This is a genomic window from Cryobacterium sp. TmT2-59 (assembly GCF_004403545.1).
Taxonomy (GTDB): domain Bacteria; phylum Actinomycetota; class Actinomycetes; order Actinomycetales; family Microbacteriaceae; genus Cryobacterium; species Cryobacterium shii.
Genome location: NZ_SOGM01000058.1, coordinates 1 through 20,090, shown reverse-complemented (window position 1 = coordinate 20,090; position 20,090 = coordinate 1). Strand labels below are relative to the sequence as shown.

The 20,090-nt window shown below is 68.3% G+C and carries 22 protein-coding genes; 17 read left to right on the top strand and 5 right to left on the bottom strand.

Annotation, left to right across the window (positions count from 1 at the left end):
- The first annotated feature begins 28 nt into the window (after nucleotides 1-28).
- The 15 genes from E3T24_RS09395 (at nucleotide 29) to csrA (ending at nucleotide 12,314) form a co-directional block, all read left to right on the top strand.
- Nucleotides 29-427 (top strand): flagellar hook capping FlgD N-terminal domain-containing protein, encoded by a 399-nt coding sequence (locus E3T24_RS09395; RefSeq protein ID WP_134402561.1) that lies wholly within the window; start codon nucleotides 29-31, stop codon nucleotides 425-427.
- A gap of 86 nt (nucleotides 428-513) precedes the next feature.
- Nucleotides 514-1,698: a flagellar hook protein FlgE gene (locus tag E3T24_RS09390; RefSeq protein ID WP_134402532.1), complete on the top strand. Its 1,185-nt coding sequence runs from the start codon at nucleotides 514-516 to the stop codon at nucleotides 1,696-1,698.
- A 247-nt stretch (nucleotides 1,699-1,945) separates the two neighbouring features.
- Nucleotides 1,946-2,257: a flagellar FlbD family protein gene (locus E3T24_RS09385; RefSeq protein WP_134402531.1), complete on the top strand. Its 312-nt coding sequence runs from the start codon at nucleotides 1,946-1,948 to the stop codon at nucleotides 2,255-2,257.
- Nucleotides 2,257-3,084, top strand: coding sequence for a MotA/TolQ/ExbB proton channel family protein (locus tag E3T24_RS09380; protein WP_134402530.1), 828 nt, complete (start codon nucleotides 2,257-2,259; stop codon nucleotides 3,082-3,084). The genes E3T24_RS09385 and E3T24_RS09380 overlap by 1 nt, the downstream gene beginning before the upstream one ends.
- Nucleotides 3,081-3,974 carry a flagellar motor protein MotB gene (locus E3T24_RS09375; protein ID WP_134402529.1) on the top strand — a complete coding sequence of 298 codons (894 nt, stop codon included), beginning with the start codon at nucleotides 3,081-3,083 and terminating at the stop codon, nucleotides 3,972-3,974. The genes E3T24_RS09380 and E3T24_RS09375 overlap by 4 nt, the downstream gene beginning before the upstream one ends.
- A gap of 28 nt (nucleotides 3,975-4,002) precedes the next feature.
- Nucleotides 4,003-4,902: a flagellar motor switch protein FliM gene (locus E3T24_RS09370; RefSeq protein ID WP_241975826.1), complete on the top strand. Its 900-nt coding sequence runs from the start codon at nucleotides 4,003-4,005 to the stop codon at nucleotides 4,900-4,902.
- Nucleotides 4,903-4,904: 2 nt separating this feature from the next.
- Entirely contained in the window at nucleotides 4,905-5,609 is a 705-nt protein-coding gene (gene fliN, locus E3T24_RS09365; protein WP_134434538.1) for a flagellar motor switch protein FliN, read from the top strand.
- The gene (gene fliO / locus E3T24_RS09360; RefSeq protein ID WP_134402527.1) at nucleotides 5,610-6,038 is read left to right on the top strand and encodes a flagellar biosynthetic protein FliO; all 429 of its coding nucleotides are present in this window, start codon (nucleotides 5,610-5,612) and stop codon (nucleotides 6,036-6,038) included.
- A 56-nt stretch (nucleotides 6,039-6,094) separates the two neighbouring features.
- The gene (gene fliP / locus E3T24_RS09355) at nucleotides 6,095-6,886 is read left to right on the top strand and encodes a flagellar type III secretion system pore protein FliP (RefSeq protein WP_134402559.1); all 792 of its coding nucleotides are present in this window, start codon (nucleotides 6,095-6,097) and stop codon (nucleotides 6,884-6,886) included.
- Nucleotides 6,887-7,162: a flagellar biosynthesis protein FliQ gene (gene fliQ, locus E3T24_RS09350; RefSeq protein ID WP_134402526.1), complete on the top strand. Its 276-nt coding sequence runs from the start codon at nucleotides 6,887-6,889 to the stop codon at nucleotides 7,160-7,162. It begins immediately after the preceding gene.
- Nucleotide 7,163: 1 nt separating this feature from the next.
- Nucleotides 7,164-7,922, top strand: coding sequence for a flagellar biosynthetic protein FliR (locus E3T24_RS09345; RefSeq protein ID WP_134402525.1), 759 nt, complete (start codon nucleotides 7,164-7,166; stop codon nucleotides 7,920-7,922).
- Nucleotides 7,923-9,029: an EscU/YscU/HrcU family type III secretion system export apparatus switch protein gene (locus tag E3T24_RS09340; RefSeq protein ID WP_134402524.1), complete on the top strand. Its 1,107-nt coding sequence runs from the start codon at nucleotides 7,923-7,925 to the stop codon at nucleotides 9,027-9,029. It begins immediately after the preceding gene.
- Nucleotides 9,026-11,077 carry a flagellar biosynthesis protein FlhA gene (locus E3T24_RS09335; RefSeq protein WP_134402523.1) on the top strand — a complete coding sequence of 684 codons (2,052 nt, stop codon included), beginning with the start codon at nucleotides 9,026-9,028 and terminating at the stop codon, nucleotides 11,075-11,077. Before E3T24_RS09340 ends, E3T24_RS09335 begins: the two co-directional genes overlap by 4 nt.
- Nucleotides 11,052-12,041, top strand: coding sequence for a hypothetical protein (locus tag E3T24_RS09330; protein ID WP_134406092.1), 990 nt, complete (start codon nucleotides 11,052-11,054; stop codon nucleotides 12,039-12,041). The genes E3T24_RS09335 and E3T24_RS09330 overlap by 26 nt, the downstream gene beginning before the upstream one ends.
- Before the next feature lie 9 nt (nucleotides 12,042-12,050).
- Nucleotides 12,051-12,314, top strand: coding sequence for a carbon storage regulator CsrA (gene csrA / locus E3T24_RS09325; RefSeq protein ID WP_134402520.1), 264 nt, complete (start codon nucleotides 12,051-12,053; stop codon nucleotides 12,312-12,314).
- 298 nt (nucleotides 12,315-12,612) lie between these two features.
- On the opposite strand, the gene E3T24_RS09320 is transcribed toward csrA, so the two are convergent.
- The 5 genes from E3T24_RS09320 to E3T24_RS09300 all read right to left on the bottom strand — a co-directional run bounded on the left by E3T24_RS09320 (nucleotide 12,613) and on the right by E3T24_RS09300 (nucleotide 17,866).
- The gene (locus tag E3T24_RS09320; RefSeq protein ID WP_134367483.1) at nucleotides 12,613-13,683 is read right to left on the bottom strand and encodes a glycosidase; all 1,071 of its coding nucleotides are present in this window, start codon (nucleotides 13,681-13,683) and stop codon (nucleotides 12,613-12,615) included.
- 2 nt (nucleotides 13,684-13,685) lie between these two features.
- Nucleotides 13,686-14,519 (bottom strand): carbohydrate ABC transporter permease, encoded by an 834-nt coding sequence (locus E3T24_RS09315; RefSeq protein WP_134367481.1) that lies wholly within the window; start codon nucleotides 14,517-14,519, stop codon nucleotides 13,686-13,688.
- Nucleotides 14,516-15,475, bottom strand: a complete 960-nt coding sequence (locus E3T24_RS09310) for a sugar ABC transporter permease (RefSeq protein WP_134367479.1) — start codon at nucleotides 15,473-15,475, stop codon at nucleotides 14,516-14,518. Before E3T24_RS09310 ends, E3T24_RS09315 begins: the two co-directional genes overlap by 4 nt.
- Before the next feature lie 7 nt (nucleotides 15,476-15,482).
- Nucleotides 15,483-16,769 (bottom strand): extracellular solute-binding protein, encoded by a 1,287-nt coding sequence (locus E3T24_RS09305; protein ID WP_134367524.1) that lies wholly within the window; start codon nucleotides 16,767-16,769, stop codon nucleotides 15,483-15,485.
- A gap of 68 nt (nucleotides 16,770-16,837) precedes the next feature.
- On the bottom strand, nucleotides 16,838-17,866 hold the full coding sequence (locus E3T24_RS09300) for a LacI family DNA-binding transcriptional regulator (RefSeq protein WP_241978667.1): 1,029 nt from the start codon (nucleotides 17,864-17,866) through the stop codon (nucleotides 16,838-16,840).
- A 179-nt stretch (nucleotides 17,867-18,045) separates the two neighbouring features.
- Between E3T24_RS09300 and E3T24_RS09295 the strand changes: the two genes are divergently transcribed.
- On the top strand, nucleotides 18,046-19,482 hold the full coding sequence (locus E3T24_RS09295) for a lipase maturation factor family protein (RefSeq protein ID WP_134367476.1): 1,437 nt from the start codon (nucleotides 18,046-18,048) through the stop codon (nucleotides 19,480-19,482).
- Nucleotides 19,475-20,090, top strand: a 616-nt coding sequence (locus E3T24_RS09290) for an NAD(P)-binding protein (protein WP_134434537.1), incomplete at its 3' end; no start/stop codon positions are given. The genes E3T24_RS09295 and E3T24_RS09290, both read left to right, overlap by 8 nt.

The following is a 20,090-nucleotide window of genomic DNA, read 5'->3' as shown; positions in this document are numbered from 1 at the left end:
AGTCGCCGCCACCACCGCCACCACCGGCATGTACACCACGACCCCCACCCGCACGCCGAAGCAGGCCCTGGACTCCGAGGCGTTCATGGCGCTCCTCGTGACGCAACTGCGCAACCAGGACCCCAGCTCGCCGATGGACACCAACCAGATGATCTCCCAGACCACGCAGCTCGCCATGATGGAGAAGCTCTCTGCCCTGTCCACCACCGCGGACGAGAACTTCTCCCTGCAGATGCGGGTCGCGGCGGCTGCCCTCGTCGGCCAGGACGTCACCTACACGAAGGCCGACGGCACCAGCGCCACCGGCACCGCGTCGGCCGTGTCCTACACCGGCACCGTGCCCCAGGTCACGATCAACGGCACGAGCGTCGCCCTCGACGCGATCTCCGGCGTCACCGCCGGACCCGTCGCGGCGCCCGCCATCTGACCGGCTCGTTCCCACCTCACCGACTCCACCGTTTTCGTCCGACTCCCGCTCTTCTCCTGACGTTTTCCTCCTGAAAGGCAGCACCCATGCTTCGTTCCCTGTACTCCGGTATCTCCGGCCTCCGATCGCACCAGACCATGCTCGACGTCACCGGCAACAACATCGCCAACGTCAACACAACGGCGTTCAAGGCATCCGCGACCCAGTTCCAGGACACCCTGTCGCAGCTCAGCCAGGGCGCCGGCGGCCCGCAGGCCGAGGTCGGCGGCACCAACCCGGCGCAGGTCGGACTCGGAGTCAAGGTCGCCGGCATCTCCACCAACTTCGCGCAGGGCTCGTCCCAGGCCACCGGCAAGGCCACCGACATCATGATCTCCGGCGACGGATTCTTCGTCACCCAGCTTGGCGGCGAAACCCTGTACAGCCGCGCCGGAGCCTTCGACTTCGACGCCCAGGGGCGGCTCGTCACCCCGGCAGGCGCCATCGTGCAGGGTTGGAACGCCGTCGGCGGCGTCATCAACCAGGGTGGAACGACGGGGAACATCACGTTGCCGCTGCAGACCGTCTCGGCAGCCACGGCAACCACGACTGCATCCGTCGGCGGCAACCTCCCGTCCGACGCCGCTGCCGGCACCGTGTTCAGCCGAGACGTGAAGGTCTATGACGGATCCGGCACGGCCCGCTCCCTCGACCTGACATTCACGTCCACCGGCCCGGGCGCCTGGACGGTCACGGGACTCGATGGCGCGACCGCATCGACATCCGCCGCTCTGACCTTCGCCGATGGCAAGCAGACCTCCGCGACCACCAACATCACGTTCGGCAGCGGCGCCATCACGGTGGACCTGTCCGCCGTCGAGGGATTCGCCGGCCTCTCCACCGTTGCCGTCAACGACCAGAACGGCAAAGCCGCCGGCACGCTGAAGTCCTTCACCCTGGGCAAGGACGGCACCCTGGTCGGTTTGTTCAGCAACGGCGGCCAGGAAGCCATCGGCCGGATCGCCCTCGCGACCTTCTCCAACCCCGGCGGGCTCGAGAAGGCCGGCTCCTCGGAGTACCGGTCCACCTTCAACTCCGGCAATGCGGCCCTGGGCGCCCCCGGCACCGGCGGACTCGGCTCGCTGACCGGGGGAGCGCTCGAGATGTCCAACGTGGACCTCTCCCAGGAGTTCACCAACCTCATCGTCGCGCAGCGCGGCTTCCAAGCCAACGCGCGCATCATCACCACGTCCGACGAGGTACTCCAGGAACTGACGAACCTGAAGCGCTAGGCGTCTAACCAATTCGACGGAGATTCTGCCTGAAAAGTACCCTTTTCGGGGTGTGCGGGCCCGATTCCGGCAAAATCTCCGTCGAATTCGCTCGCCAGCTGCCCGACGTCGGAGCCCGCGGCGGCCGGGACGGGGTCCTGGGGCCCCGTGAACGTCGTCCCGGCCGAAACAGCTAACCCTGCGGTCGGGGCGGCCGACAGTGCAGCGTGACGGTCACACGGGTCGTCAACTGGCAGGGACGGTTCCCATGATCGTAGTGACTCGGCTGAATGACAGTCAGTTCGCGATCAATCCCGACCTGATCGAACGCATCCATGCCAGCCCCGACACCACGCTCGTGATGGTCGACGGCGCCAAGTTCATCGTCACGGAGAGCCTCGAGGACGTGATCGAGAAGATCGCCCGCTTCCGGGCGCACGTGATCTCTCTCGCGTACCTCACCGAGGACTCCCAGTACAGCAGTGGGGCCAGGACCCTGGAAATCGTCGGCGGGCCGCATGCCATCGCGCACGTCATCGAACCGGGCAGCACCGTTCCCTCCCGGCCCCGGAGAATCTGATGGATCCGGCAACCCTGGTCGGGATCGCCCTCGCCTTCGGCTCCCTGTTCGCCATGATCACGATCGAGGGCGGCCATCTCTCCTCGATTCTCCTGCCCGCGCCGATGGTGCTCGTCTTCGGGGCGACGATTGCGGTCGGCATCGCCGGCGGCACGATCAGGGACGCGATTTCCGCGTTCAAGGCCATCCCCGGCGCCTTCATCGGCAAGACCACCCCGCCGCAACAGGTCATCGACCAGGTCGTCGGCCTGGCGGAAAAGGCCCGCAGTGCCGGACTTCTGGCCCTTGAGCAGGAGGCCGACAACGTCAATGACCCCTTTCTGCGCGGCGCCCTGCAGAACATCGCCGACGGCACTGACGGCGATGAACTGCGCATCCTGCTCGAAGACGAACTCGCGACCGCCACCAAGGCCAGCCGCAATGCGTCCAAGTTCTTCACCAGCCTCGGCGGATACGCCCCGACCGTCGGCATCATCGGCACCGTCATCTCACTCACCCACGTGCTCGAGAACCTCGACACTCCCTCGACCCTGGGCCCGATGATCGCGGCCGCGTTCGTGGCGACCCTGTGGGGGCTGCTCTCGGCCAACTTCCTCTGGCTGCCGATCGGTAACCGGCTCAAGCGATTGAGCGACATCGAGGTCGAACGGATGACCCTGCTGCTGGAGGGCGCCCTCGCCGTGCAGGCCGGGAGCCAGCCACGGCTGCTCGGAGAGCGGTTGCGGGCCATGGTCCCGGCGACCCCCGCCAAGACGGCCAGGTCCGCGAAATCCGGGAAGCCCGACAAAGCCGGCAAGGCTGACAAACCTCTGCCCAAGGCCGCATGAGCGGGCATGGCCGCGGTAGCGGTCGCGGTCGCAGCCGCGGCCTCGAAGAAGAGCACGTCGAACACGTCGACGAGCGCTGGATGGCGTCCTACATGGACATGGTCACCGTGCTGATGTGCATGTTCATCGTGCTTTTCGCGATGTCCACCGTCGACCAGGCGAAATTCCTCCAGCTGAAGAACTCCCTCGCGACCGGATTCGGTGTCGTCGACGTGGGCAAGGTGGACACCGCCAAGGGGGTCGTCGTCACCAAGGACAAGGCGAACCAGGGCGAGGTGACCGGGTTCACGAAGCTGGATCTCGCCGTGGCGGAGGTCGCGGATCTCACGGCGGCGCAGAAGGCACTGCAGGATGCCGTCGACGCCAAGGGCCTCGGCCAGCTGGTGCAGTTCACGATCGACTCACGGGGACTCACGATCGGCCTGGTCGGCTCGGAGGCGTTCTTCGCCCCCAACCTTGCCAACTTCAGCCCGCAAGCCGAACAGGTGCTCGACGCGATCGCACCGGTCCTGGCCTCGAACACCCGCGAGGTGAAGATCGAGGGGCACGCCGATCGGCACGGCGTCACCCTCAACTACCCGACCGACTGGGAGCTGTCCTCCGCCCGCGCAACTGCGGTGCTCAGACGTCTGGTCGAGTCGGGCGGCGTCGCCCAGGAACGGATCTCCGCGGTCGGCTTCGGGTCGGCACGGCCTGTCGCCGACGGGGGGGACCTGGCAGCGATGGCCCAGAATCGGCGGGTGGACGTCGTGCTGCTCTCGAACCAGCCCGACGACATCCGTGCACTCATCCCCTCGGTCCTGGACGGCACGGCCACCGAAACCGGGGTTCCGGCAAACGGAACGACAACGACCGGGGCCGAAACATCCGTGGCGGTCACTGCTAACTGATTGCCGTCGCCGGTCGATAGTCACCGACGTGACGGTCCAGGAACAGGTGAAAATTGGCGTGCCCGCTTCTGCGACGCGCCCGGTCGAGGTGTACGACTTCCGTCGGCCGACGACCCTCGCACGCGAGCACTCCCGCGTGCTCGAGCTTGCCTTCGAGACGTTCGCCCGCCAGTGGGGCACCCAGCTGACCGCGAAGGTTCGCGTCATGTCCCAGGTCAAGTGCGACGGCGTCATCATGCGCACCTACGACGATTACGCGGCATCGCTCCCATCGACGACCGCCATGGTGCTGTGCTCGGTCGAGGGCATTATGGCCAAGGTCGTCATCCAATTCCCTACCTCGGCGGCCCTGTCCTGGGTCAGCCACATGCTCGGCGGCACCAGCAATGCGCCCCTCCCGGAGCGGGCGTTCACCCAGATCGAGCAGGCCATCGTGCGCCGGCTCGTGGACGATGCGCTCGAGGATCTGCGCTACTCGCTCGGGTCCCTGCTCGTGCACCAGATCTCCGTGGGCACCATCCAGTACAACTCCCAGTTCGCCCAGGCGGCCGCCACCGCCGACCTGATGATCGTGGCCACGTTCTCGATGCGGATCGGGGAGGGCAGCGCCGTTGCGACGCTGGCCATCCCCGCCGACGCACTACTGCCGCAGCTCGTCGAGTCGAACCCCGCCGGTGCCTCAGAGGACCCGGAGCAGCTTCTGCAGGCCCAACTGGCCTGGGTGCCGGTGGACGTTTCGCTGCAGCTGGCCCCGATCCGGGTGCTGCCGAGCGTCATCCTCGGCCTCGCGGTCGGCGATCTTCTGGCCGTGCCGCACTCCACTCACCGTCCCCTCGACGTCGTCGTCGACGGTCTGCCGCTGGCCCGCGCGGCCCTCGGTTCCAACGGTTCCCGCCTGGCCTGCATCGTCATCGATACCGAGGAATGAACATGAGCCCTACCTCCACCACCCTGCACATGGCGGCCGTTGACGCCCTCCTCGGTGTCCTGCCGACCCCGAGCCGGCTGCGAGCCGAGCCCTGCTCCGGCGCCGCCCTCGCGGGCCGGCTCGGTGCCGCGGTCGTCGCCTCCTTCGTCGGGGCGACATCGGCCGACCTCGCGGTGGTCCTGGCCGATCCGGCCTCACTCGACGCGGCCGGCGGCCAGGAGTCCTCGCTCGTCTCCCGCCAGGATGTGCTCCGTCCCGCCCTCGAAAACGCGGCAGCCGTGCTCGGCGTCGGCGTGCTCGGCGACACGAGGGTCGAAGACGCGACCGCGCTCGTCTCCGACGCCAACACGGTCGTCTACGAGCTCACCGGCGACGGGGCCGTCACCGGCTGGTTCGCGATGCGCCTGCGCGACAACGGGCCGGCCGGGCAGAACGGCCGTGCATCCCAGTCCGTCGTCGGCAAGCTCGGCCGCATCAACAGCGTCGAAATGGCGCTCACGGTCGAGATCGGCCGCACCCGGATGTCGGTGCGGGACGTGCTCGCCCTCGAGCCGGGCGCCGTCATCGAGCTCGACCGTTCCGCCGGGGCACCCGCCGACATCCTCCTCAACGGCCGCCTGATCGCCCATGGGGAGATCGTCGTCGTCGACCAGGACTACGCCGTGCGCATCACCCAGATCCTCGACGTGGCCGAGAGCCTCACCTAAATGGACACCGTCGTCGTTGCCCTTCGGGTCGCCCTGTCCCTGGCCGCTGTGCTCGGGCTGCTCTGGGTGCTGCAGCGACGGCTGACCAAATCCGCGCGCGGCGGCCGCAGCGCCAACCTCGTGACCGTGGTCGGACGCCAGGGCCTCGGCCAGAAGGCATCCGTGGTGGTCGTCGACATCGAGGGGCGCAGGTTCGTGCTCGGCGTGACCGAACAGTCCGTGAGCGTGCTCCATACGGGCGAGCAGACGGATGCCCCGGCCGACTTCGCCCGCGAACTCGCCGATGCCGGGCGAGGCGACGCCGAGCTGGCCCCGCCCTTCATCCTTCGTCCCCGCCGCGACCGGCCGGCACCCGGCCGCCTGGCCGGCTCGATCCTGTCCCCGGCGACCTGGCAGCATACCGCCGCCGCGCTGCGGCAGAACCGGTGACCTGGGTAACCGTGACCAGCACAGGCCGGCGCCGGGACATCGCCCGGTACCTGGTGATGGCGGCCCTCGTTCTCGTGATCGTCGCGGCCATCGTCATGCTGGTCACGACCGCGGGCCACGCCGCACCGATCGACCCCGTCACCCCGACCGCTCCGGCCACGCCCGCCCCGCCGAGCGGCGGCGGACTCAACGTGCAGATCAACGGCCCGGACGGCGCCCCCTCCTCGGCGATCGTCACCCTGATCGGCATCACGCTGTTGTCGGTCGCGCCGGCCCTGCTGCTGATGATGACGAGCTTCACAAAGATCTTCGTCGTGCTCGCCATGACCCGCAACGCGCTCGCTCTGCCGTCGATCCCGCCCAACCAGGTTCTCGCCGGACTGGCGCTCTTCCTGTCGCTGTTCATCATGGCGCCCATCCTCACCGACATCAACGACCACGCCTTGCAGCCCTACCTGAACGGCGCGATGTCCTTCGACGACGCCGTCACGCTCGGGTCCGGGCCGCTGCGCACGTTCATGCTCGCGCACACCCGCGAGGAAGACCTGGCCCTGATGACTCGGGCCGCCGACCAGGCCAACCCTGTGAGCCGGGACGCGGTGTCGTTGCTCACCCTGATCCCCGCCTTCATGATCTCCGAGCTGCGCGCCGCGTTCATCATCGGTTTCGTCATCTTCATCCCGTTCCTCGTGATCGACCTGGTCGTGTCCGCGGCGCTGATGTCGATGGGCATGATGATGCTGCCGCCGGTGATGATCTCGCTGCCGTTCAAGATCCTGCTCTTCGTGCTCGTCGACGGCTGGGGGCTCATCATCACGACCCTGATCACCAGTTACCGGGGTGGCTGAGTGGACACCAACGCCGTCCTGGACATCGGGATGCAGGCCATCATCATCGCCGGCAAGCTGTCCGCCCCGATCCTGATCACCGCCCTCGTCGTCGGGTTCGCCATTTCCCTTCTCCAGTCGATCACCCAGATCCAGGAGGTGACGCTGTCCTTCGTGCCCAAGGCGATCGCGGTCTGCCTGGCCCTGCTCATCTCCGGGCACTGGATGATCTCCGAGATCGTCGCCTTCACCAACGCTCTCTTCGAGAAGATCCCCTCACTCATCGGCGGCGGCTGACGTGGATCTCACCCTCGACTTCGCCTGGATCGAAGCGGTCACCCTCGCGGGCGTGCGAATGGTGGCCTTCATAGTCGTAGCGCCGCCGTTCTCCTATAACGCGTTCCCGCTGCGCGTGAAGGGAATGCTGGCGCTCGGCCTCGCCCTGGCCGTCTCCCCGCGGGTCACCCCCGGGTACGTCTCGCCTGACACCGCCGGTTTCATCGTCGCGCTCCTGCTGGAGCTCCTGGTCGGCGGAGTGCTGGGTTTCCTCGTGCTCGTGATTTTCTCGGCGCTGCAGTCCGCGGGCAACCTGATCGACATGTTCGGGGGCTTCCAGCTGGCCCAGGGCTTCGACCCGCAGGCCATGGTCAACGGCGCCATGTTCACCCGGCTCTACCAGATGACGGCCCTCGCACTCCTGTTCGCGTCGGGCGGGTACCAGCTCATCATCGGCGGCCTCAGCCGCACCTTCGACGCGCTCCCGCTCGGGGGAGGGCTCGACCTCGCCGTGCCGATGCAGGCCGTCACCGCCGCCGTGGGCCAGATGGTCCTCGCGGCCGTTCAGATCGCCGGCCCGCTCATCGTCGTCCTGTTCCTCGCCGACGCCGGCCTCGGCCTGCTCACCCGGGTCGCCCCGGCCCTGAACGCCTTCGCCCTCGGCTTCCCGCTCAAGATCCTGATCACCCTCACCCTCGGCGCGGCCGGTTTCGTCGCGCTTCCGCGGATCGTCTCCTCGCTCACCGGCGACGCCGTGAGCACGATGCTGGGGGTGAAATAGATGTCCGACTCCGGTGAGAAGACCGAACAGGCGACCGAGAAACGGATGCGCGAGGTCCGGTCCAAGGGTCAACTCTCCAAGTCCCAGGACCTGACTGCATGGCTCGGGATCGGTGCGGCGGCGGTGATGACCCCGGTGACCGTCGGACTGGCCGCGCAGGCGGGAACCGGTCAGATGCTGAACATCCGGATGCTCATCGCCCGCCCGGACCCGGACCTCGCCGTGCAGATGCTCGGGGAATCGCTCGGCTCGATGGCGGGCATCCTCACGCCGATGCTGGCGACCGTCTTCGTCGTCGTGTTGGGCGGGGCCGTCGCACAGGGCGGGGTGCACTTCAAAAGGGTGGCCGGCAAGTATGAGCAGTTCAACCTGGTCACCGGCCTCGGGCGCACGTTCGGCGGTCAGGCCGTGTGGCAGGGGGTCAAAGCCCTGCTCAAGACCATCGCCGTCGGCGTGGTGCTCACCCTGGTGATCCAGGGGCTCACCCCCGTTCTGATGACCGCCGGCGGTCTGCCGGTGACAGCCCTGATCGACGCGGCGACGGGCGGGGCGGTCTCGCTGGTGCAGTCGGCCGTCATCGCCGGCCTCGTGCTCGCCGCGGCCGACGTCTTCGTCGTCATGAAGCGCAACCGCAAACGCACCCGGATGACCAAGAAGGAGGTCACCGACGAGAACAAGAGTTCCGAGGGTGACCCGCAGGTCAAGTCCCAGCGTCGATCGCGCCAGCTGGCGATGAGCCGCAATCGGATGATCGCCTCGGTCGCGACCGCCGACGTCGTGCTCGTCAATCCCACCCACTTCGCCGTCGCGCTCAGATACGAGCCGGGCAAGTCCGCGCCCCGCGTGGTCGCCAAGGGGGCCGGCGTGATCGCCGCCCGCATCCGCGAGCAGGCGGAAACCGACGGGGTGCCGATCGTGCGGGACATCCCGCTCGCCCGCGCCCTGCACAGCGCCTGCGACCTCGGCCAGGAGATCCCGATCGAGCTTTACAACGCGGTCGCCCGGGTGCTCGCCTTCGTGCTCGCCCTGAAGGCGCGCGGCTCCGGCGCCTCGACCGGCGTGCACACCATGAACGACCTTGCCCCGGCTTCAGGAGGCCTCCGATGAAAAGCACGTTCGCCAAGCTCGCCGTCCCGATCGGCGTCGTCGGCATCATCCTTCTGCTGGTCGTTCCGGTGCCGGCCGTGCTCCTGGACGTGCTGATCATCATCAACATCCTGCTCGGGCTGGTGGTGCTGCTGACGACCATGTTCGTCAAGAAACCCCTCGATTTCTCCGTGTTCCCCTCTCTGCTGCTGGTGGCCACCCTGTTCCGCCTGGGCCTGAACGTGGCCTCGACCCGGCTCGTCCTGGGCGACGGCTACGCCGGGCAGGTCATCGCCTCCTTCGGCCAGGTCGCGGTCGGCGGCTCGATCATCATCGGTGCCGTGATCTTCCTGATCCTGGTCGTGATCCAGTTCGTCGTCGTCACCAAGGGAGCTGAGCGGGTGGCGGAGGTCGGGGCGCGCTTCACCCTGGACGCCATGCCGGGCAAGCAGATGGCGATCGACGCGGACCTGAACGCCGGCCTGATCACCGACATCCAGGCCCGGGAACGCCGAGCCGAGGTGTCCGCCGAAGCCGACTTCTACGGCGCCATGGACGGCGCGTCCAAGTTCGTGAAGGGCGACGCGATCGCCGGGATCATCATCATCATCATCAACCTGGTCGGCGGTATCGCGATCGGCATGGTGCAGCGCGGCCTGTCGATCACCGATGCCATGAGCACCTACTCGCTCCTCACCATCGGCGACGGCCTCGTCACCCAGATCCCGGCCTTGCTGATGGCGGTCTCCACCGGCATGATCGTGACGCGTTCCAACGTGGAATCCGACATCGGCGCCACCGCATCCGCGCAGCTCACCCAATCCCGCAACGCCCTGATGATCGCCGGCGCCGCCGCGCTGCTGATGTCCCTCATCCCGGGCATGCCGATCATCCCCTTCGTCGTGATCGGGGTGGGCCTGATCGTGTTCTCCCAGCGGATCAAGGCGGGCGAGGCCCGCGAGCAGGCGGGGCGTGAGGCCGCTGTGAGCCTGGAGAGCCAGGCACCCCGGTCGGACACCCCTGAAGACCTGATCGAGACGATGCGGGTGCACGCCCTCGAGATCCTGCTCGCCCCCGACCTCGTGGACCTGGTCTCCGGCGCGCAGGATGACCTGCTCGCGCGGGTGCGCGCGCTGCGCCGCAAAATCGCGATGGACCTGGGCGTGGTCGTACCCCCCGTGCGCACCCGGGACAGTGTTGAACTGCCCTCGTCGACGTATGTGATCCGGATCGCGGGGGTCGAGGCCGGGCGCGGACTCGCCCCGGCCGGCAAGGTCCTCGCCCTCGGCGACTTCCTCGACGGGCTGCCCGGCACCGCAACGGTCGAGCCCGTCTTCGGGCTGGCCGGCAAGTGGGTGCCGAGCGAGATGCGGCACAGCGCCGAGATGGTCGGCGCGACGGTCATCGACCGGGTCTCGGTGCTGATCACCCACCTGTCCTCGATCATCACCGGCAACGCGGCGCGGCTCCTCACCCGGGAAGACGTGCGCGTGCTCACCGACGGCGTGCGGCAGGTCAATCCCGCCGCCGTCGACGACCTCATCCCCGGGATGCTCTCCCTCGCCGAGGTGCAGCGTGTGCTGCAGGGTCTGCTCGTCGAGCTCATCCCGATCAACGACCTTCCCCGCATTTACGAGGCGCTCTCCCTCCGGGCCAAGGTCTCGGCCGACCCGGAGGGGCTGATCGAGGCTGCCAGGCAGGCGCTCGGCCCGGCGCTCACCGCCCAGTACCTCGACGAGGGACTGCTCCGCGTGATCATGATCGAACCCGCTCTCGAGCAGTCCATGCTCGAAGGCATGCGCCCCTCCGAGCAGGGCTCCCAGATCATGCTGGAGCCGCACCGGATCGACGCCATCCTCGGTTCGCTCAAGTCCTCCCTGGCCGCGGTCGAGGAGAGCGGCCTGACCGCCGTACTGGTCTGCGCTCCCGCCCTGCGACCGGCGATCCGGCGCATGGTGTCGGCCCAGGCCGGCGGGCTGCCCGTGCTGTCCTACCTCGAGGTGACGAGCGCGAACGTCGGCATCGAGACCGTGGGGGTGGTCCGTGGAACGGAAACGATTTCAGCTTGAGGGTGCCAGCCTGCCGGAGCTGAAGGCTCGCGTGTTCTTGGAGCACGGAGCGGATGCCCGCATCGTCGCGGCCGAGCGGGTCACCGTGGGCGGCATCCATGGATTCTTCGCCCGCCGTCATCTCGAGGTGACGGTCGAGGTGCCCGTGCCCACGCGCCGGCGACGTGCAGCCCATGTGCAGCCGGATCGGCAGACGCGACTCGGGCTCGCGGCACTGCTGGACGAGGCGGACGAGGCCGAAGCCCGCCTGCAGGCGGTGGCGGAACCGCGCCTGTCGACCGCCTCCGACGACTTCGCCCACCTGATGGACGAACTCACTTTCACGACGGCCGGTCCGGTGACGGATGAGCGCGGCCCGGGGCCTCAGATCGTACCCGTACCGGCCACACGGGTGCCGGCAGCAGCCGCCCCCGCCACGCCGCCGCGTCCGTTGGCCGGGCACGGTGATCTCGTGCTGATCATCGGTCGGGCCGACGCGGCGTTCCCGGTCGCGCGGGCGATGGCGTCCCGGAGCGGCGCCGGATCATCCCCTCTGGTCGCCGGTGTGCTGTCTACGGCGAGGAGCGGACGGGTCACGGACCGGCGCACGGCCCTGGCGGCCCGAGCCCGCGCGGTGGATCAGGGCGAGACGGTCTTCGTGGCCTTCGGCCTGGAGTCCGATGACGAAGCCGGGGAGGCGGCTGCGGACGAGGCCGCGATCCTGGCTGCGGTGGGCGCAGACCAGGTCTGGGTGGTCGTGGATGCCGGCCGCAAGGCCGAGGACACCGCCGCCTGGGTATCGCGCCTGTCCGCGCACCTCTCCCTCGACGCGGTCGCCGTGATCGAGGCCGGGTCCACAGCGTCGCCGGAGACGATCGACGAGTTGGGACTGCCGGTGGGGTGGATCGACGGTTCCGAGGCGACCTCGGCGACGATGGCGGGTTTGAGGCCGAGCCTCACCGACCGGGCCAACCGGTCAAGCTAGGCTGAACAGGTGCTGGTTCTAACACGCAAACAGGGGGAGAAGATCCTCATCGGTGATGACATCGTCATCACCGTCCTTGATGTGCGCGGTGACAGCATCCGCATCGGAGTCGATGCCCCGCGCGGGGTCAAGATCCAGCGCGACGAGGTACTGCGTGCCGTCACCGAGGCGAACATCGCGGCGAGCCAGGCCGGTCAGGCCGACCCGGATGCCGAGGCCCGACTGAAGGCCACCCTCGGCCTCCTCACCCCGCCGCCCACACCGGCCGGCTAGCACCCACGGCCGGCTAGCGCACGTCTAGCTGACCCACGTCTCCTCGCAGCCTGCGCCAGTGCGCGTGCGCTCGCCTGCACCAGCGCGCGTTCCCCCAACGAATTCGACGGAGATTTTGCCCGGACCGGCGCGAACGGGGCCGAAACGGACCGGAATCGCACTTCGGCGACAAAATCTCCGTCGAATTGGTTCCACGCCGTGCCGGGGGCGACGGATGAGACGGACGAGACGCGAACGGCCTCAGTACGGCGACGTTTCCGTCGCCGTACTGAGGCCGTTCGCGAGGCTGTCCCTGTCGTTACGCCGGGACGTGGTCCAGGCGTGCAACGCCGATCTTCGAGTCAGCCATGCCGTAGAACACGAACAGCTGCCCGTCGATCTCCTCGATCGCGGTCGGGAAGACGACGTTCGGCACGATGCCGCTGATCTCGTCGGGCGTCTCCGCCTTGAGAAGCGGCTCGCTGGTGCGCTGCAGAATGATCGTGGGGTCGTCGGCGTCGAGGATCATCGCGCCGGCGGCGTAGTTGACCTTCTGCTGCTGCGAGAACGCTCCGTCGATCGTGCCGGTGACACCGTGGTGCATCAGCAGCCAGCCCTCCGGTACGCGCAGGGGGGCCGGTCCGCCGCCGATCTTGAGCGCTTCGAACGGGAATTCCGGGCCGGCCAGGAACTTGTGGCCGCCCCAGAAGGTGAGCCTCGTCAGGTCGGCGAGCACGTCGGCGACGGGCACGTAGCTGATCCAGATGCTCTGCCTGGTGTCGGTGACGCCGGCCGGGACCCGCACGCCCTCGCCGGGCTTGACCTCGCTGAGGTCCCACATCGGGCGGTGCAGTACGGCGAAGCTTTCCACGCCGTTCGGGCCGGAGACGGGCTCCGGGAAGAACACGGTGTCCTTGTTGTGGAACAGGTTCAGGTCCATGTCCAGCGCGTCGTCGTAGGCGAAGAGAGCCGGGCCAAGCCGGCGCCATTCGCGCAGGTCCGATGACACGGCGACGGCCGTGCGCGGGCCGAGGGGGCCGTAGGCGACGTAGGTCATGACGTGCAAACCGAGGCGGGGGATGAACGTGACCCGGGGGTCTTCGACGCCGGCGTTGTTCGCGCCGCGCTCCCAGCCCCGGTCGGGCTCGAGGACGATGCCCTCGCGTTCGACGCCCGTGGGGACGCCGTCCGTGATGATGACCCGGGCCAGGCCGACCCGGGAGACGTTGCCCGTCGCGACGAGGCGGGGGAGCAGGTACAGGGTCCCATCCGCGGTGTGGCCGGTCCCGGGGTTCAGGACTCCTTCGGCCTCGAGGGCGTTGCCCTTTTCCGGCGTCATGATGATGCCCATGCGGGTCAGTCGGTAGGGGAATTCTGTGGGGGTGGGCATGTCTAACCTTTCACGCCGGAGCCGATATTGTTCGACACGAAGTGCCGTTGGAAGAGGATGAACAGAAGCACAGCAGGACCGGCGAGGACGCAGGCCCCGGCAAGGACCGCCCCGAACGGGTTCGCCGCGGTGGCCGCGACGTTGCTGAGGTAGTTGGCGAGTGAAACCGCGAGCGGCTGGAGGGACGCCTCCTTGGTGATCAGGAATGGCCAGAGGAATTCGTTCCACGGGCCGATGAAGGTCAGGAGCACGACGGTCAGCAGGGCGGGCCGAACGAGAGGCAGCGCGATCCGGCGGAGAATGCGCAGCTCGCCGGCCCCGTCGATCCGCGCGGCATCGAAGAGTTCCTTCGGGATCTGCAAGAAGTACTGTCTGAAGATGATCACGGCCGTGGAGTTGATGGCGAACGGCAGGATCATGCCCACGTAGTTGTCCGCGAGACCGTAGTCCCTGGCGATCATCACGTACAGCGGGATCATCAGGAGCTGGAACGGGACCACCTGCACCAGCAGGGCGAGCGCGAAGGTGACCCCGCGGCCGCGCCACTGGAGCTGGGCGAGGGCGTAGCCCACGAGCACCCCGAACACCACGGTGCAGAGGATCACACCGCCGGTGAAGATGCCCGAGTTGAGCAGCCCCTGCATCAGGTTGATCCGGCTGTTGATGTCGCCGTAGTTGGCCAGGGTGAGGTTCGCCGGATTCGGGAAGGCGCCGGCGACCGACGGGTCGGGCGTCTCCTGCAGCGAGCCGATGACCATGTAGTAGAATGGGAACAGGAACACGAGTGCCCCCACGGCCAGGACCACGCCGCGCAGGATGTTCTGCTTGCGGGTCATGATTCGTCACCTCCCGCGAGCTTGCGCTGGATGAACGCGAGGATGAGGACTCCGATCACGAGGATGACTCCGATCGCGGCCGCCGTGTCGGGCGACCCCTGTTCGATTCCGCGCTGGTACATCATCAGTACGGGTGAGGAGGATGCCCCGTTGGGGCCGCCGCCGCCGGTGAGGAGGTACGGCTCCGTGAAGAGATTCGCCCCCGTGACGGTGGAGAGCAGCAGCACGAGCACGGTGGCGGGACGCACGCCCGGCACGGTGACCGAGAAGAAGCTGCGGATCTTGCCGGCACCATCGGTCGCGGCGGCCTCGTAGAGTTCCTCCGACACGTTCTGCAGGGCGGCCAGGTAGAGCAGGATGAAGAATCCGAGGCCCTTCCAGGTCACGAAGATCGCGATGGTGGGCATCGCCCAGGTCTCGTTGATCAGCCAGGGCGGGTCGGGTGCGAGCGGCCCGAGAATCTGGTTGACCAGGCCGTTGCCGCTGAACAGGAAGATCCAGACGCCCACGACCGCGACGCTCGCGGTCACATACGGCACGTAGTACGACACCCGCAGGAACGTGCGGAATCGCACGGCCTTGTTCAGGGCGTTGGCGAGCACGAGGGAGAGGACGACCGTCAGTGGGACGTTGATCAGCAGGAAGATCCCCACGTTGCCGAACGAACGGATGATGGCCGGGTCGCTGAGCACTTCCCGGAAATTGTCGAGGCCGACGAAGGGCCGGTCGACCTGGGCGCCTGGAGCGGCGAAGAAGTAGTCGTGGAAGGACATCCAGAAGGCGAACACGAGTGGGTACGCGAAGACCGCCAGGACGAAAATGAGGTAGGGCGTGCTGAGCAGGAGCCCGAAGGGGTTCTTTCCCAGTAAGGGGCGCCTGCGGCGCCGACGGGCGCCCCCGCCGGGAGGTGTTTGTGACCTCCCGGCGGCGGGCCGTTGTGCTGTCGAAGTGGACATTGTCGGGTTACGGCTGGGCGATCAGTTTGTCGATCTTGGCTGCCGCGCCGTCCAGGGCTGCGGGGATCTCACCCTCGCCGCTGATGACCGTCTTGGTGTACATGTCACGGAATGCCTGCCATGCGGCCACGGAGTTGGGGACGTTGGGCACCTCGACCGTGCGGGACGCCTGGTCACCGAACTGCTCGTAGGCCGGGTTGGCCGCGAAGTACTCGGGGAACACCGTGGTCAGGTCCTGGCGCAGCGGCATCTGGCCGGTCAGGTCGAGCAGCTGGCCGTCCTGTTCCTCGCTGGTCGCGAATTTCAGCACGTCCCAGGCGGTCGCCTGGTTCTTGCAGGCCGTGAACATGCCCACGTTCTTCGCATCGCTGAACGTGAAGGTCTCCTGAGCGGGTGTGCCCTCACTGGTGGGAACGGGAACCGCGCCCCAGTTGACGGCATCCTTGTACACCGACACGGCCCACGGGCCGACGATGGACATGGCCGCCTGGCCATCGGCGAAGGAGTCGCCCTGGTACTGCTCCTTGCCGGCGAGACCCTCGGCGTACAGGGTCTTCCAGAACTCCGCCACCTTGGCGCCGTCGGGGGTGTTGAAGGTGGACTTGCCGTCTTCGATCAGCTGCGTGCCACCCGTCTCGGCGGCGTACAGCGGGTAGAAGTCGAACCAGCTCTGGAAGAACTGGCTGGTGGGCGCCGGGTAGATGGCGTTGGGTGCTGCGCCGCTCTCGACCAGGGTGCGCGAGGTGGCGAGGAACTCGTCGTAGGTGGCGAGCTTCGGGTTCTCCGGGTCGAGGCCGGCTTTGGCGAACATGTCCTTGTTGTAGAAGATCATGACGGGGTTGGATTTCCACGGCATCTGGTAGAACTTGCCGTCGGCGCTCTTGTACTGCGCGGCAGCGTCGCCGGTGCGCTTCTCGATGTACGCGGTACCGTCCTTGAAGCTGGACAGGTTGACGAGACCACCCTGCTTCTCGAATTGCGGCACGGCGACGGGCGCCGTGTTGAAGACCAGGCACGGGGCGTTGCCGGCCGTGATGGCGGCTCCGATGACTTCCTCGCTGCTCTTGCCGGCCGGAATCTCCTGTGCCTTCACCTTTTCATCCGGGTTCTTGGTGTTCCAGGCCTCCACCATCTGTTTGCCCCAGGCGATTTCGGACTCGTTGTTCGAGTACCAGATGGTGATCGGTCCACGACTCGTGGCGGCATCCCCGGATGCCCCACCGGACGCGCAGGCGCTGAGCGCCAGGATCGCGGTGGCCGAAGCCGCCGTGACGGTAAGCAGACGCCTCGCCATTCGATTGTTGTGCATTTCGTTCTCCATTTCTGCTCCGCAGCAGCCTTGCTGCGGGAGGTCTATGTGGGCTACCAGGGATTGAGTGGTGGTGCGGTGGAGCCGCGGATCACGAGCCGGGCGGCGGGGAGGTCGACGTCGTCGGCCGTTCCGTTCTCCATCAGGGCGAGCAGCGTGGTCGCCGCGGCCCGGCCCCAGACCATGGGCGCGGCACTGACGGTCGTCAGCGGCGGGTACACGTAGCGGGAGAAATCGATGTCATCGTAGCCCGTGATCGACAGGTCCTCGGGAACCCGGATGCCGAGCTCGTGGGCGACTCCGAGGCCCGCGATGGCCATCGGGTCGTTGGCGAAGACGATCGCGGTCGGCGGCCGGTCCTGGGTGAGGAGCCGGCGGGTGGCGTCCGAGCCGTCCGCCATGGAGAAGTCCGTTTCGACGGTCTGGCCCTCGGGCAGTCCCGCGTCCCGGAGCGCCGCGGCGAAAGCCTCCCGGCGCCTGCTGCCGTGCAGCAGGGCCGAGTTGCCCGCGACGTGCGCGATGCGGCGGTGGCCGAGGGTGACCAGGTGCGCCACCGAGGCGGTGATCCCCGGGCTGTCGTCCACGGATACGGCGGGAAACGGGCTGTCGCCGTCTGGGCGGCCGAGCGTGACGGCCGGGAGGCCCAGTTCGGACAGGAGCGGAATGCGGGGGTCGTTGTGTCGCAGGTCGCTGAGGAAGACGCCGTCGACCCGGCCGTCGGCGACGAGTGAGCGGTAGGTCTTCACTTCCCTCGCCTCGTCGGGCACGACGCTGAGCACGAGGGTGCGGCCCTGGTCGGTGAGGATGCTCTCGACGCCCGCGATGAAGGAGGTGAAGAACGGGTCGGAGGCGAGCACATCGGGGTTCCGGGCGATGACGAAGCCCAGGGCGAAGGAGCGCTGGGTGGAGAGCGACCGGGCGCGGAGGGAGGGCTTCCAGCCGAGTTCGGTGGCAACCTGCAGGATGCGGGCGCGGGTCTCGGCGGCGACGCCGGGGCGGTCGTTCAGGGCGAAGGACACGAGCCCCTTGCTGACGCCGGCCTGCTTGGCGACGACGGCGATCGTGACTTTCTCGCGGTTCACGGGTGGCCTCCTCATTGACAGCCGATCCAACTGAACCGGTTTAGAGGAAGGCTATACCGGTTTAGTCCGCCTCGTCAAGGTCCGGCCCGGATCCGCCCCGCACCCCGGGCGGCGGTTTCCGTGTCCCGGGTCCCCGCCCCATTGAAGGCCCGTCTCCCGCGGCCTATCGTGAGGGCACCATGGAATGGTTCGATGCGGGAGACTATGAGGTCGCGCGGCAGGTACTGCAGCGCGGCGTTGCGGCGTGCTATCTGATCGGCTTCGTCTCGGCAATCAACCAGTTCCCCGTGCTGCTGGGCGACCGAGGTCTGCTCCCGGTGGCCCGGTTCACCCGGCAGGTGCGATTCCGCCAGTCCCCGAGCCTGTTCCACTGGCGCTACTCCGACCGGATGCTGCGCGTGCTTGCGTGGTCGGGGGCCGGTCTGGCGGCGGCCCTGGTGGCCGGCCTGCCCCAACTCGCACCGCCCTGGCTGCCGATGGCGTGCTTCCTCCTGCTCTTCGCCGCCTACCTGTCGATCGTCAACGTGGGCCAGACGTTCTACTCGTTCGGCTGGGAGAGCCTGCTGCTGGAGGCCGGCTTCGTGGTGGCGTTCCTCGGCTCCAACGACGTGGCTCCTCCGCTGGTCGTGATCCTGTTCTGCCGCTGGCTCCTGTTCCGCCTGGAGTTCGGCGCCGGCCTGATCAAGATCCGCGGCGGCCAGGAGTGGCGCGACCTGACCGCTTTGTACTACCACCACGAGACCCAGCCGATGCCGAACCCGGTCAGCTGGTTCGTGCACCACCTGCCGAAGTGGTTCCACCGCGGCGAGGTCCTGGGCAACCACTTCGCCCAGCTCGTCGTGCCGTTCTTCCTGTTCGCGCCCCAGCCCCTCGCATCCGTTGCCGGCCTGATCGTGATCCTGACCCAGGGCTGGCTCGTGCTCACCGGCAACTTCGCCTGGCTCAACTGGATCACCATCGTGCTCGCCTTCTCCGCGATCGACGACACCAGCATCCGGTTCGTGCTCGGCCTGGCCCCGCCGGCGCCGGCGGGGGAGACGCCGCTCTGGTTCGTCGTCGTGGTGCTCGCCGCGACCGGGTTCCTGCTGGTGCTGAGCTGGTGGCCGCTGCGCAACCTGTTCGCCCGCCGCCAGCTGATGAACGCGAGTTTCAACCGCTACCACCTGGTGAACGCCTACGGCGCTTTCGGCACGGTCACGAAGGAGCGCTTCGAGGTGGTCGTGGAGGGCAGCGACGCCGCCGACCCCGGCGACGAGTCCGGGTGGCTGGCCTACGAGTTCCGAGGCAAACCGGGCGATCCGGCGCGGATGCCCCGCCAGTTCGCGCCGTACCACCTCCGGCTCGACTGGCTGATGTGGTTCCTGGCGCTCGGAACCCGCGACACCCGGTGGTTCGAGATGCTCCTGGCCCGGCTGCTCGAGGGGGACCGGGCGACACTGCGGATGCTGCGCGCGAACCCCTTCCCGTCCGGCCCGCCCCGGTACGTGCGTGCCCGGGTCTTCCTGTACCGGTTCTCCACCCCAGCCGAGCGTCGCGCGACCGGCGACTGGTGGGTGCGCTCCGAGGTCGGAATGCTCGTGCCCCCCGTCTCCCTTCCCGGAGGGACCCGTGCCTGACGTCAACGTGGTCGGTGCCGGACCCAACGGCCTCGCAGCCGCGGTCGTGCTGGCCCGGGCCGGCCTGTCGGTGCAGGTGATCGAGCAGTCCGGGGCGGCGGGCGGGGCCCTGCGCACGCAGGAGCTGACCCTGCCGGGATTCCGGCACGACGTCGGCTCCGCCGTGCACCCCGCCGCCCTGGCCTCCCCGTTCTTCCGGGAATTCGGCTTGACCGGGCGGGTGCCGTTCATCGTCCCCGAGATCTCCTACGCGCATCCGCTGGACGGCGGGCAGGCCGCGGTCGCCTGGCTGAACCTCGACCGCACGGCCGACGCCCTGGGCCGGGACTCGCGTGCTTGGGCGCGGGTGTTCCAGCCCCTGCTGAACCGCCTCGACGGCGTGGTGGGCTTCACCGGCAATCAGCTGCTCCGCTGGCCCGACGACCCCGTGGCCGCGGCCGCCTTCGGCGCACGGGTGCTCCTGCTCGGCACGGCGGCCCGGCGCCTCGTGTTCCGGACAGAGGCGGCGGCGGCGCTCTTCGCCGGCGTGGCCGCCCACACCCCCGGCCGGCAGCCGTCCCCGGCCTCGGCGGGCGCGGGGCTGCTGCTCGCCGCGCACGCCCACGGCC